12 protein-coding genes and 1 other RNA gene are annotated in these 12,520 nt (G+C 40.0%); 8 read left to right on the plus strand and 5 right to left on the minus strand.

Features of this window, described 5'->3' with window-relative positions; genetic code table 11:
• Nucleotide 1: 1 nt before the first annotated feature.
• Both HZB59_05365 and pepT read right to left on the minus strand, forming a co-directional pair.
• Nucleotides 2–565: an ORF6N domain-containing protein gene (locus HZB59_05365; GenBank protein ID MBI5020846.1), complete on the minus strand. Its 564-nt coding sequence runs from the start codon at nt 563–565 to the stop codon at nt 2–4.
• 67 nt (nt 566–632) lie between these two features.
• Nucleotides 633–1,868, minus strand: coding sequence for a peptidase T (gene pepT, locus HZB59_05370; protein ID MBI5020847.1), 1,236 nt, complete (start codon nt 1,866–1,868; stop codon nt 633–635).
• Nucleotides 1,869–2,156: 288 nt separating this feature from the next.
• Here pepT and HZB59_05375 point away from each other — a divergent pair, with 288 nt between their 5' ends.
• From HZB59_05375 to ffs, 4 genes are all read left to right on the plus strand, one after another.
• Nucleotides 2,157–3,371 (plus strand): tetratricopeptide repeat protein, encoded by a 1,215-nt coding sequence (locus tag HZB59_05375; protein ID MBI5020848.1) that lies wholly within the window; start codon nt 2,157–2,159, stop codon nt 3,369–3,371.
• A 3-nt stretch (nt 3,372–3,374) separates the two neighbouring features.
• Nucleotides 3,375–4,781: a phage adsorption protein NrfB gene (nrfB, locus tag HZB59_05380; GenBank protein MBI5020849.1), complete on the plus strand. Its 1,407-nt coding sequence runs from the start codon at nt 3,375–3,377 to the stop codon at nt 4,779–4,781.
• 17 nt (nt 4,782–4,798) lie between these two features.
• Nucleotides 4,799–5,188 (plus strand): response regulator, encoded by a 390-nt coding sequence (locus HZB59_05385; GenBank protein MBI5020850.1) that lies wholly within the window; start codon nt 4,799–4,801, stop codon nt 5,186–5,188.
• Nucleotides 5,189–5,276: 88 nt separating this feature from the next.
• Nucleotides 5,277–5,377, plus strand: an RNA gene (gene ffs, locus HZB59_05390) — signal recognition particle sRNA small type.
• 7 nt (nt 5,378–5,384) lie between these two features.
• Here the strand turns inward: ffs and HZB59_05395 are convergent.
• The 3 genes from HZB59_05395 to HZB59_05405 are packed head-to-tail and all read right to left on the minus strand — an operon-like array spanning nt 5,385 to nt 7,707.
• On the minus strand, nt 5,385–6,584 hold the full coding sequence (locus HZB59_05395; GenBank protein ID MBI5020851.1) for a hypothetical protein: 1,200 nt from the start codon (nt 6,582–6,584) through the stop codon (nt 5,385–5,387).
• An 11-nt stretch (nt 6,585–6,595) separates the two neighbouring features.
• Nucleotides 6,596–7,195, minus strand: a complete 600-nt coding sequence (locus HZB59_05400; protein MBI5020852.1) for a hypothetical protein — start codon at nt 7,193–7,195, stop codon at nt 6,596–6,598.
• An 11-nt stretch (nt 7,196–7,206) separates the two neighbouring features.
• Nucleotides 7,207–7,707, minus strand: a complete 501-nt coding sequence (locus tag HZB59_05405; protein ID MBI5020853.1) for a hypothetical protein — start codon at nt 7,705–7,707, stop codon at nt 7,207–7,209.
• 645 nt (nt 7,708–8,352) lie between these two features.
• Between HZB59_05405 and HZB59_05410 the strand changes: the two genes are divergently transcribed.
• The 4 genes from HZB59_05410 to HZB59_05425 are packed head-to-tail and all read left to right on the plus strand — an operon-like array spanning nt 8,353 to nt 12,509.
• The gene (locus HZB59_05410) at nt 8,353–9,996 is read left to right on the plus strand and encodes an Rne/Rng family ribonuclease (protein MBI5020854.1); all 1,644 of its coding nucleotides are present in this window, start codon (nt 8,353–8,355) and stop codon (nt 9,994–9,996) included.
• Nucleotides 9,997–10,015: 19 nt separating this feature from the next.
• Nucleotides 10,016–10,660: a fructose-6-phosphate aldolase gene (gene fsa, locus HZB59_05415; protein MBI5020855.1), complete on the plus strand. Its 645-nt coding sequence runs from the start codon at nt 10,016–10,018 to the stop codon at nt 10,658–10,660.
• A 2-nt stretch (nt 10,661–10,662) separates the two neighbouring features.
• Nucleotides 10,663–11,751, plus strand: a complete 1,089-nt coding sequence (gcvT, locus tag HZB59_05420) for a glycine cleavage system aminomethyltransferase GcvT (protein ID MBI5020856.1) — start codon at nt 10,663–10,665, stop codon at nt 11,749–11,751.
• Nucleotides 11,748–12,509 (plus strand): 2-phosphosulfolactate phosphatase, encoded by a 762-nt coding sequence (locus HZB59_05425; GenBank protein ID MBI5020857.1) that lies wholly within the window; start codon nt 11,748–11,750, stop codon nt 12,507–12,509. The genes gcvT and HZB59_05425 overlap by 4 nt, the downstream gene beginning before the upstream one ends.
• Nucleotides 12,510–12,520 lie beyond the last annotated feature (11 nt).

Raw genomic sequence — 12,520 nt, forward strand, 5'->3', positions numbered from 1 at the left:
ATCAAATTCTTTTGCGTTTAATTGTATATCTGCTCTTAGGTTCTTCAACTATAAATCCAATTTGACGTTTTGGTTTTTCTGGCGGAGTCATCAATTGCCGAATTGCTTCAAAGACCGATTTAATTTGTATGTCGTGTGTTTCAAACTTTCGCTCAAGTTCTTCGAGCTTATGTGCTAAGTCTTTGTGAGTTGCAAGGATCTGTCTTAACTTTACGAATGCCCTCATGATAGCAATGTTGACTTGGATAGCTCTTTCACTGTTTAAAACAGTCGAAAGCATCGCTACGCCTTGTTCAGTAAAAGCAAGTGGAAGATAACGTCTCCCACCGCTGCCAGATTTTGAGGTCGCAATTTGCGACCTCAAAAATATATATTCTTCTGGTGTAAGTTGGAACATAAAATCTTCGGGGAATCGACTAATGTTCCTTCTAACTTGTTCATTAAGCCGTTTAGTAGATACACCGTACAGCAACGCGAGGTGAGAATCTAACATTGCCTTTTGCCCACGGATCAAGAAGATTTGCTGTTCGATTCTTTCAATTGGTATCAGTGTTGTAGAACTCATTAGCTTCTCCTCCAGATACAATATCAAATTTTTGTTATATCAACTTTGAACCAGATTTATCACCAGTTCATTTTTTACTCTTCTCTACCCACACCTGCACAAGGTTTACAACTGTTTCAATCGATTTCTCCATACCGTCAAGTGAAGCCCACTCGGTTTTGCCGTGGAAGTTTTTTCCTCCTGTGAAAATATTCGGACAGGGGAGGCCCATTGCTGTAAGCCGTGAGCCGTCTGTGCCACCGCGGATTGGAACCCATTTTGGTTCAAGCCCGGAGCGCTTTGTTGCTTCCCATAAATATTCAGTTACACGCGGGTCTTTATCAACACCTTCACGCATATTGCGATACGATTCTTTTATCTCCAACTCTATTCTGGTTTTAGGATGAAGTGGTTTCACTTCTTCGATTATCTTTTCTAATATCTTTTTCTGTTTATCCAATCCTTCGGTCTTAAAATCCCGGAATAGGAAATTGAGAGTTGTTTTTTCTTCTTCACCTTTTAAAATGTGCGGATGGATATATGGCTCGTAACCTTCAGTTGTTTCAGGTGCCATATCTTTCGGTGTTCGAATTATGATGTCTGCCATTGTTCTAATCGAATTCACCATAATATTTTTTGCAAAACCGGGATGTATGTTTCTTCCGTGCACGGTTATGGTCGCAGAGTTTGCGCTGAAGGTTTCCTTGTTTAATTCTCCGGCAGTGTCGCCATCAACTGTGTATGCGAAGTCAGCGCCGAAAGATTTTAAATCGAAAAATTTTGTCCCTGCTCCAATCTCTTCATCAGGTGTGAATCCAATTTTAATATCACCGTGAGGAATTTTGGGATTATTGAGGAGTTGCTGAACTGCCGTCATTATGATTGCAATACCTGCTTTGTTATCTGCACCCAGCAGAGTTGTACCATCAGATGTGATTATTGTTTTACCGATGCAATGTTTCAATTCAGGATTTTCAGCTTCAGTGATTACAATTGACTTGTCACCGGGCAATACAACATCTCCGCCTTGATACTTAATCACCTGTGGTTTTACATTTTCACCGCTTGCAGATGGTGATGTATCTACATGTGCGATGAATCCGATAGCCGGAACTTTATGCGGTACATTTGAAGGCACTGTTCCCATAACATATCCGTATTTATCTATCCGTGCATCTTTCAGACCTAAAGTTTTCAATTCTTCAACAAGCAGATTTAAAAGATTTAGTTGTTTGGAAGTGCTCGGATACGATTCAGATTCTTCGCTGGATTGTGTATCTATCTTGACATATCGAAGAAATTTATCGAGGACTGTTTCGTTCATAATATTATCTTTCTATAAATGTTGTCATCAAACAGGAATAATTAATGATTGGCATTTTATGAATTTTCAAAGTTAGAAGCAAATAGGATAAGATATCCATAATTGGAGATTGTTTTCCCGGATGATACATATCACTTCCGGTCCTTTAAGAAATAGGTATTTTAGTTCCAATTCATTAACTTTGATGAAATTCAATACTTGTTTAGAGGATGGAATTTTTGTATTTTCATTCGATTTTATTGATTGGTTGCCCGATATTCGATTTATTTTTGATACAAAAGAAAGTATATGATTAAAACAGATAAAAAAACGTCAAAATATATCATTATTTTTCACTTATTATTAGCTGTAAGTATTTATCAGCATCAGGCGATAGCTCAAGTTCCTACCGATTCATTGGCGATACTGGTTAATGAAGGTTACGCCATAATGCAAAGCAATCCCGATAGGGCAGAGCAGTTATTCGAACAGGCACTGACGATTTCACCTAATGATTTAGCATTACGCAGACAGCTTGGATATCTCTACAGCGATAATAATAAACCTGAGCGAGCGTTAAAAGAATTTGAAAAAGCGGAAGCCATACAATCATCCGATACTATTAAATTACAGATGGCATTTATCCAACTAACCAACGGCCATGAAGACAAAGCGGTAACAATCTTGCGTGAGCTAACGGAGAGTCAAGATCTGTTTATTAAAAAGAGTGCTGATGAGCAGTTGGCTGCGATTACTTCTGCCTCTGTGACGGTAATTCCAGATGAACCAAGCAGATGGTATTCCCGTATTTATGCAGCACCTTTTTATGATACACGCTGGGAAACAATATTCTATAACTTCGATGCGGAGCGTGGATATTATTTCAATTCCAAGAGGACAATTTTTGGTTACGGATTTTTATCTCTGGCGGCGGACGGAAAATCGAAGCTTGGCGAAGTACCCGAGATATTTTCCGATAACGCAATTGTGGGCGGAGTTGGTATAGGCGTAAAACCGTTAACAGGATTAGAATTAAGAACTCAATTAGGGATTGCATATGATATAATACAGCAGGATAGCGGAGTGTCGCGCTGGAGTGAAGATTTTAGGGTACTGGCAATATATGGAAATGGAATCTATCCGGATTTTGAATTTCATACCGATCCGAAAGTTACATTAGAACCGTTGTTAGATGTCTATTCATCGGTCGGTTATTATTCCCGTTATAAAAATGTCATCGGCTATCTTCAGGGTAGGGCCGGTGTGCGAATTTTTGAAATGTCTTATACTGCCGCCGATTTATATTTAAGGTCTATGTATGTAAAAGATTCGGAACGGGAATTTTATAATAATCAAATAGATGCCGCGATCGGTTTACGTATTCTGCCGTTTTATAAATGGGATTTATACGTGATGGCAGAATATTATCGGGGCACATATTTAGGGAATATTGCCCGTCCCTCAGATTTCTCAAAATATTTCGGCGGTTTTCGTCTCTTTATTATTTATGATCATATCTTTTAATATATGGGCGATTGGCTAGTACAAATATTCAGGTCGTCGTACGATTCTTTGTACATGGCAACATTTATTGTTGCCACATTCCTTTTCATCAGTGGTTTCGATGATATTTTTGTAGATCTATATTATTGGTTCCATCACTGGTTGATGAAAAAGAAATTCAATAAATTTCGGTACGAAACCCCGGAAAAACTTTATCAATTAGAAGAAAAAACAATCGCGATCTTCGTGCCTGCATGGCACGAGCAAGATGTTATTGATAAAATGTTGTTGAATGCATGCCGAACAATTCAATATAAGAATTACGATATTTTTGTGGGAGTTTATCCGAACGATCCCGGAACAATATCAAGAGTTGAATTGGTAAGCAAGCAATATCCGAATGTTCATGCGGTAGTGGCTGATAAACCTGGGCCAACAACAAAAGCGGATAATTTGAATGGTATTCATGCCGGAATGATAAAGTGGGAAAACAAAACCGGCGTAAGATATGATATCATTGTCATGCACGATTCTGAAGATGTCATTCATCCTCTATCATTGAAAATTCATAATGCGCTTATTCCGGAATATGATATGGTGCAGATGCCTGTATTTCCGCTGGATACTAGTCATTTGAATCTTGTTCACTGGACCTATGCCGATGAATTTGCAGAATACCATACCAAAGATTTATTTGTTCGACAGCATTTCAGCGGATTTGTTCCCTCGGCCGGTGTTGGCACTGCATTCAATAGGTGGATTATCGAATTTGTTGGTACCTCGTTCGCGAAGAACATTTTCCGTACGAGCGCTCTTACTGAAGATTATGATCTCGCGTTGCGACTCGCGCTTGGGCGGGCGAATCTTTTATTTACATATAAACCATTCGGTATCGATTGTGCTACCCGCGGATATTTCCCACATTCAATGAGCGCTTCAATAAGACAGAAAAGCAGGTGGATTACCGGTATATGCCTGCAATCATGGCAAACAATCGGTTGGCGGGGAGATGCAAAATTCAGATTTGTTCTTTATCGTGATAGAAAAGCGGTAATTGCGAATATAATTAATTTCTTCGCTTACATTGTAATTCTATATTTAATATCTTACGAAGCGATACGTTTAGGTTTTGCGGCATATCGACAACTGCCACCTATTGTTACTAAAGGAACAATATTGTGGGACCTTGTGGTCATCGATAGTCTATTGATGATCTGGCGAATTATGCATCGGTTTGTTACTGTACGACGCGTATATGGAATCTGGGCGGCAATATTAAGTATTTTCAGATTGCCGATTTCAAATATTATTAATTTCAGCGCAACAGGCAGAGCGTTATATCAATTTACAAAAGCAGCCTTGAGGAAGAAAGAGCTTAAGTGGGAAAAGACAGCGCACCACTTCCCAACTGCGACAGAACATAGTTCTTAAAACTAAAAAATGAATTAATGAAAACAAACTTGAGGGATTTGATGGTCAAGAATTATTCTATCTTATATGTTGATGACGAAGATCAATTACGGTTTTTAGTGCAGAATCAATTAAGTCAGGAAGGTTTTAATGTCGACACCGCAGACGATGGTGATACGGCCTTAGATATGATGAAACAAAAGTCGTATGATGTTGTGTTACTAGATATCAGGATGCCGCGGTTGAACGGACTTGAAGTATTGAAGGAAATGAAAAAGCGGAAAACGAACGCTCGGGCGATAATGCTTACAGGTGTGGATGATCTTGCCGTTGCCCTTGAAGCTGTTAAAAGCGGTGCGATTGATTATCTGACCAAACCTTACGAGTTGGATAATCTTATGAGATCGATTATGCGCGTTATTGGTTAGAGTTAGAATTTGCAGATGCCGGACATTCAGGCGACAGCAAAAGTTTTGGAAAAGCTGTAGATAGTTAGTAATTTGATTTAAGACTTGGGGTCAAGTCCTGCGCAACAAGAAATTTCCGAACCCCGCCAGGTCCGGAAGGAAGCAACGGTAGGAAGTAAATCTTGTGTGACGTAGGGTAGCTTGACCTCTTTTAATTTTATTCCAACCATGAAATAATCTCAAACGATCCTGTCATCGGGTAACTTGGCGGAGAGTTAACTAATAATCGGTTATCGTATTTATAATTTTTCTGAAATCCATGATTGATTGTTGTGCCGCTGTAAGTCCCCACCGGTCCACGTTGATATTGCGTTACCCCGCCATAAAGGTACAAAGTTCCACTAACAGGTCGAGTGTTATAGTTCTCTGCCGTCAAACCGCCTTTCAAACAAAAAATTGCTGCATCAATCCTACAATCGCTGTTATTGGCAGCATTATCTGTTACAAATACGTTATTTTCACTGACGAGTCCCAACATATCATCAGATGCACCTGCTCTTGGATCTGCTTTACAGCGGACATCGTTATCAATATAAATATTCCCAAATCCCAATCCAGAACTAGCCGTAGCACAGACTGTTGCTCTACCGTCGATAGTACCTTGAACGTGAATATTTCCTTTCGCTGCTAATATAACACCATTCGGGGCAAATGAAGACAACGGCTCGGTAGTTACCGTACCGGTAGCAGATGTTTTCCATTTAACGTTTCCATCTTCAAATGTCAGCCATAAATCACCGGTTGCAAAAACCCGGCCTCCTGCTGTTGCAGCCGCCACTACGCCATTAATATTCGCGGGCAGGTCTAAATCAACCCCTTTCTGATAACCACCATAAAATTTTGCTTTACTCTTTGTGGGATTTGTTCCTAACCGAGTTGTAACTTTCCCATAGAAAACAGGAGAATTAGGTGTGGGAATATTTAATTTGGCTTGTGAATGGAGGGGTCCCCAAACTGTATCCTTAGATATCCAATCGATTGCACCTTCGATTTTAGAATAATAAGCGAATTTAGAATATGAGCTCGGTTGAAGCAAAACTCTCACCGTCTCGGCTGAATCGGTGTACGTTCCGATTGCTTCAATTTTTTTCATCTTTGTAAGTGTATCGCGTACGGTAACACTGAATTTACCCCCTGAGAAAGAAATATTTGAATACCCCGCTCTCCATGAGGTGTCTATGAATAATTTATTTGCAGCGATATTCGCGGCACTCGTAGCAATGTTATGAGCTTGAGATTTTTTTTGATAACTGAGATAGTTTTCCACCGCACGGTTTGCCTGCCGATGTAAGTTAGGTGTCACAATTCCAAGTATTAAACTGAAACCTAACACGAGTAATATAGATGCTCTGCCCATATAAATTTTCCTTATCTGTTTTTAAGATTTCTTGCTGCAAGACGCAACTGCCGCCAGAACGCAAATGAATATGTAGTATCGTACGCGTAAGGACTTTCCAGCAATACGGAAAGTTGAATCTCATAGATTGCATTCGGATTACTAATCGGAAAAGGCAATGAATCACCCTGTGCATCGAAGTAAACGAAATCGAATTTTGTGACGCCCAAACTTATACCGCTTCCTCTTCGATTATTGATGTCGCGGAATAGATACATGTCTCTGGGATTCGGAGTACCGGTTAACCCTGATATCGTCCCGATTGAATATTCCAGAGTGTCAACATTTCCGACATTCAATAAATCGGTTTGAAATTTAATATTATGCCTGCCCGCACCAAGAATTGCTTTGGATGGATCAGGAACTTTAGTGTATTCCCTGCAGTATCCTATTCTTCTAAAATCATCTTCAATCATGCGTACTAGTGATACTAAATTTTCCTGGACAGTGAGATCGTTCGTGGTGGTATAATTGGAGTAAACTAACGAACTGTTCATGTGTATTACCATCAACAGCAGAAATCCGGCGATGATGATGGATGATAATATGTCTAATATCGTACTTGAACCCATAACTTTGCTCCTTACCTGAAATACCAATAACTGAAGATATATTCGGCGCTCACTGTATCTTTCATTTGCGGACTCGTCACCTGAACGCTTAGTTTTTTATGCCATGTAGGAGATGCTTGCGCAACATTTGGATTCAACGGATCGATATAAAATACACGGCAAGATATGTTGAACATTCCACTTAAAGTGTCTGGAGTAACTGTTCTTCGTAGATTGTTGAAGTCATCAAAGTCATTCAATGAATCCGGATAATATTCACCGGTCTCAAGTCCTAATTGCGCTACAGGAGTTAGCTGAGAGGTCGCAGTAGCAATATCTTCATCTGTATTTTTATCGAATGATTTTCCCTGCGCCTCTTCAACAAGTGAGGAAGCGATTGATATCGCTGTTACACCTAATTTTGCCTGAATAACAATCTCATTGCTGTTCCCTAAGCTGCGGTTCATGGAAACTACAACAGTTCCAAGAAGCGCTAAGGCAAACAAAGCAAATATTGTTTGTCCGGTGTTCATATTAACCCCTTAATAAGTTTTCTGCAATTATTTTTTAATCAACGGATGTGATTGAGGCCAGATCTGATGCAATTCCGGCATTAAAATGTACCTTTGCCGGATTTGCCGCTTCTGTTAATCAGACTGCAAGATATTTTAATCCGATTTGCCGGCGTTCTAATTCCTACCGATTAATCAGGACCAATATTTTCATTTGGTAAAATAATCAATGCACATGCTGGCATATCACTAAATCACATGGACATGATAAAATAAATTACGAGAAGACGCAATAGTAAGAGTGAGAACAATCACTTCCGGATAGAGGAAATAACTCCAAACAGTCGGATTATCAAAAAAGATGAATTCTTGCAAAGATGTTAAAAAATTAGTAACTTTAAAAAACAAATACCGAATAATTTCAAAATTTCGGATAATACATAGATAAATTAAATTTAAAATCATTCGCAACAAGTCACTGGTTAACGATGTCGAGCGTCTTTTTATTACGAGTTTTCATTTTAAGCACAAACCGTTTCCTCGCTTCGTTCCACGACTTCGCCGCGGCACTGATCCGTGTGCGTAGTTGCATATTCAATAATTATTCAGACCCTAATGGGCTGGTAGCAGAAAATATTATGTCTATAAGTGGGTCGGAGGAACAAAGTGTCAAACGTAAGAAAAGAAATTATAATCAACGCAACTGCGAACGAGATTCGCATTGCTATCACCGAGGATAAGCGTTTAGCAGAACTCTTCGTTGAAACTCCTGAAAAGGAGCGTATGGTAGGCGATATATATTTAGGCCGTGTGGCTAAGGTAATGCCTGGCATCCGTGCTGCATTTATTGATCTTGGATTAAAGCAAGATGCCTTTCTACATTTTTCAGATATTGGAAGTTCGTTCTCTGAATATTCATCGTTAGTGGGCGATGAAGATTCCGATGTGGATGTTGATGAAGATGGAGACGATACCGAAAATCCTTTAAGCGAAAACGGTTCGACTCCAACAACGGAACTTAAAAACCAACCACAATCGCAACAGCGACAACGACCCCAAAGGAACGATAATTATCAAAAATCTTTACCGGACATCAAGCGCGGTCAGGATATATTAGTACAAGTTACAAAAGAACCGGTTGGTCGCAAGGGTGTTAGAGTAACATCGGAAGTCTCCATACCCGGCAGATTTTTAGTGCTATTGCCTTTCGATGGGAAGATTGGTGTTTCAAAACGGATGCAGAGCTTCAAGGAAAAACGCCGGTTGCGCAGAATCGTTCGCAATTTTCTCCCTGAAGGATTTGGTGCGATCATCCGTACTGTTGCTATGGATCAGGATGAAGCGGCATTAAAAGCGGATATGGATAATCTTCTTTCAACATGGAGGGAGATAGAGAAAAGCGTTAAATCGGAGGAACCGCCTTCACTTCTTTACAAAGACATGGCAACGACTTCCAGTGTTATCCGTGATTTATTTTCTGAATCTGTTGACCGGATAGTAATAGATTCGAAAAAATTGTATAAAGAAATCCGCGCGTACGTTAAAACAGTCTCTCCGGATTGGATCGATAAGATTGAGTTATACAAAGACAAAGAGCCGATCTTCGATGTTTATGGAATAGAAAAAGAAATCGCAACCGTGCTAAGTAGAAAAGTATGGTTGAAGAGCGGTGGATATATAATTATCGAACAAACCGAGGCGATGGTTGTTGTCGACGTGAATAGCGGTCGTTACGCGGCGAAACGCGAACAAGAATTGAATTCACTCCGTACTAATCTCGAATCGGCAAGGGAGATATGCCGTCAGCTTAGATTGAGAGATCTTGGGGGAATTATCGTAATCGATTTCATCGATCTGGATGATGAGAAGAATCGAAAAAAAGTATACGATGAATTGCGTAAAGAATTTAAACGCGATCGTGCAAAAGTTACCGTCTTGCCGATGACTGAAATCGGATTAGTTCAAATCACCCGGCAAAGGATCCGACAAAATATCCTCCATAGTTTCAGCGAACCCTGCCCTGTTTGCGGCGGCGGCGGTCTAATTGAATCTAAATCGAGCATTGTAAATCATATCGAGAGATGGGTACGCAGATTCAAATCAGAATCGCGTGAATACCGACTTAGACTCGCGGTACACCCAACAGTCGCTCAATACCTGAGAGAAGGCACAATAAGTAGGATTACGAAGATGAAATTCAAATATTTTGTTTCAATCAAACTTACAGAAGACACATCAACTCAGGCATCAGAGTTCCATTTCTTTTCCCTAAAGCAAAATAAAGATATTACTGAGCAATTTATTTCATGATTATTAAAGGATATTTTTAATGAAGATATTTATTGACACAGCAAACATTAATGAAATCAAAGAAGCAGCAAGTATGGGATTGTTGGATGGTGTAACCACTAATCCGAGTCTCGTGGCAAAAGAAGGTAAAAAATTTGAAATACTAATCAAAGAAATTTGTTCAATAGTCGATGGTGATATAAGCGCCGAAGTAATATCAACCGATTACGACGGAATGCTGCGTGAAGGTCGTGAGCTTGCAAAACTCGACGATAAAATAGTTGTGAAAATTCCGCTTATCAAGGAAGGTCTGAAAGCAGTTAAAAGTTTGAAAGCCGAAGGCATCCGCACGAATGTAACGTTATGCTTCTCTCCAAATCAGGCGCTTCTTGCTGCAAAAGCAGGCGCATACATCCTTAGTCCGTTCGTTGGACGTTTAGATGATATCAGCACTAACGGAATGGAATTGATATCTCAGATTTTAACTATCTATCGGAATTATGGATTTGATACACAAGTTTTAGTCGCGAGTATCCGTCATCCGTTGCACGTTGTTGAATCTGCCTTGATGGGTGCCGATATTGCAACAATTCCTTTTAACGTATTCACCCAGCTTATCAAACATCCTCTGACAGACATCGGATTAGAAAAATTTCTTTCAGATTGGAAGAAGGTGCCGAGGTAATTATGAAACCAACAGCATTTAATTCGATTCACAAAAAATTGGGAGCTAAGTTAGTGGAATTCGCCGGATTCGAAATGCCTGTTCAGTACACAGGAATTATAGACGAGCATCGTGCGGTTCGCACATCGGTGGGCATTTTCGATGTATCGCACATGGGCGAATTTAAAATCAGCGGTCCGGATGCTCTGGCGCTTGTCCAAAAAGTCACGACAAACGATGCCTCAAAATTGACCGATGGCAAAGTGCAATATTCCGCGATGTGTTATCAGGATGGCGGCATCGTTGACGATCTGCTTGTGTACAGAATGAAGGATCATTTCATGTTCGTTGTAAACGCAGCGAACCTTCAAAAAGATTTTAACTGGATAAAATCCAATATCGATAGTTTCAACGTGCAACTTGAGGATCAAAGTGATGGAATTTCGCTTCTGGCTATTCAAGGCCCTAAGTCGCTTGCTACCCTGCAAAAGTTAACAGGAACCAACCTAGCGGCTATGCCGTATTATTCGTTCGTGTATGGTGAACTGGCAGGTATCGATATGATTATTTCGAGAACCGGTTACACAGGAGAATTGGGTTTTGAATTATATTTTGATTCGTCCATCGCTGTCTCGGAACGCATTTGGAATTCGATCATGGAAGCCGGGAAAGAATTCGGTATCAAACCGATCGGTTTGGGTGCGCGTGATACACTTCGACTTGAAATGGGATTTTGTCTCTACGGCAACGATATTGATCAGACCACCAATCCGCTTGAAGCAGGTCTCGGATGGATAACGAAACTTGATAAAAATAATTTTAATAGCCGTGATGTGCTGTTAGAAGTAAAGAAAAATGGTACCAACCGAAAACTTGTCGGATTTGTGATCGAAGATGATCGTGCTTTTCCGCGTCACGGATATGAAATATTGAGCAACGGCAAAAAGATCGGCACAGTTACAAGCGGAACAGTTTCGCCAATTCTTAGTAATGCAATAGGTATGGGATATGTTTCGATGGAGTTCAGTCAACCCGGATCTGTTTTAAATATTATGATTCGAAATAAAGAGGTTAACGCAAAAGTTGTAAAGATTCCTTTCATACAAAGATGAAGACAAACCTGATAAATAAAAAAATTTCGATTACAGTCCATCTCACACCCGGTAATATTGATGAGATGGAGTTGAAAGACAAGAATTTAATTGTAATAGATGTGTTGCGTGCTAGTACAACAATTGCAACGGCACTGAAAAACGGCGCTAAAGAGATTATGCCCGTTGGTACTATTGAAAACGCGGTGAAAATTTCCGGCAGTTTGTTCGGTGGCGTAACGCTGCGTGCCGGCGAGCGGAATTCAAAAATTATCGAAGGATTCAACCTCGGAAATTCCCCGAAAGAATTCACTGAAGATGTTGTGAAAGGGAAATCAATAATTTTCTTCACCACGAACGGAACCACTGCGATAGGAAAAGGTAAACACGCGAAGAACTTAGTAGTTGCAAGTTTTGTAAACCTTTCGAAAGTTGTACAATATTTCCTCCGCCTGCAGGAGGATATAGTTATTCTCTGTGCGGCAAATGAAAATGTTTTTTGCGTCGAAGATGCCGTATGTGCCGGCAGAATAATAAACAAGATGGCCGATTCTGCAGGTATCGAATTAGTCCTTGATGACGCAGGAGTTGCTTGCGCCATGCTCGATAAAAGTTTCGGTAAAAGCTTGTTGAAAATGCTTAAGAGCACGGAACACGGAAAATATCTCACCGAAATTGGCTTTGCCGATGATCTTAAAATATGTGCCTCATTGGATTCTGTTGAGGTTATTCCGATGCTGGTCGGTAACGTTATCAAACTTCCAAAAGATATAAGCTGAACAATTTTAAA

It is taken from the genome of Ignavibacteriales bacterium (assembly GCA_016214905.1).
Lineage (GTDB): Bacteria > Bacteroidota > Ignavibacteria > UBA10030 > SZUA-254 > PNNN01.

What these genes read in the sequence shown, in the direction of transcription:
- fsa (MBI5020855.1), top strand. Translation starts at nt 10,016, where the DNA reads ATGAAGATATTTATTGACACAGCAAACATTAATGAAATCAAAGAAGCA.
- pepT (MBI5020847.1), bottom strand. Translation starts at nt 1,868, where the DNA reads ATGAACGAAACAGTCCTCGATAAATTTCTTCGATATGTCAAGATAGAT.
- HZB59_05405 (MBI5020853.1), bottom strand. Translation starts at nt 7,707, where the DNA reads ATGAACACCGGACAAACAATATTTGCTTTGTTTGCCTTAGCGCTTCTT.
- nrfB (MBI5020849.1), top strand. Translation starts at nt 3,375, where the DNA reads ATGGGCGATTGGCTAGTACAAATATTCAGGTCGTCGTACGATTCTTTG.
- HZB59_05385 (MBI5020850.1), top strand. Translation starts at nt 4,799, where the DNA reads ATGAAAACAAACTTGAGGGATTTGATGGTCAAGAATTATTCTATCTTA.
- HZB59_05425 (MBI5020857.1), top strand. Translation starts at nt 11,748, where the DNA reads ATGAAGACAAACCTGATAAATAAAAAAATTTCGATTACAGTCCATCTC.
- HZB59_05400 (MBI5020852.1), bottom strand. Translation starts at nt 7,195, where the DNA reads ATGGGTTCAAGTACGATATTAGACATATTATCATCCATCATCATCGCC.
- HZB59_05395 (MBI5020851.1), bottom strand. Translation starts at nt 6,584, where the DNA reads ATGGGCAGAGCATCTATATTACTCGTGTTAGGTTTCAGTTTAATACTT.
- HZB59_05365 (MBI5020846.1), bottom strand. Translation starts at nt 565, where the DNA reads ATGAGTTCTACAACACTGATACCAATTGAAAGAATCGAACAGCAAATC.
- HZB59_05375 (MBI5020848.1), top strand. Translation starts at nt 2,157, where the DNA reads ATGATTAAAACAGATAAAAAAACGTCAAAATATATCATTATTTTTCAC.
- gcvT (MBI5020856.1), top strand. Translation starts at nt 10,663, where the DNA reads ATGAAACCAACAGCATTTAATTCGATTCACAAAAAATTGGGAGCTAAG.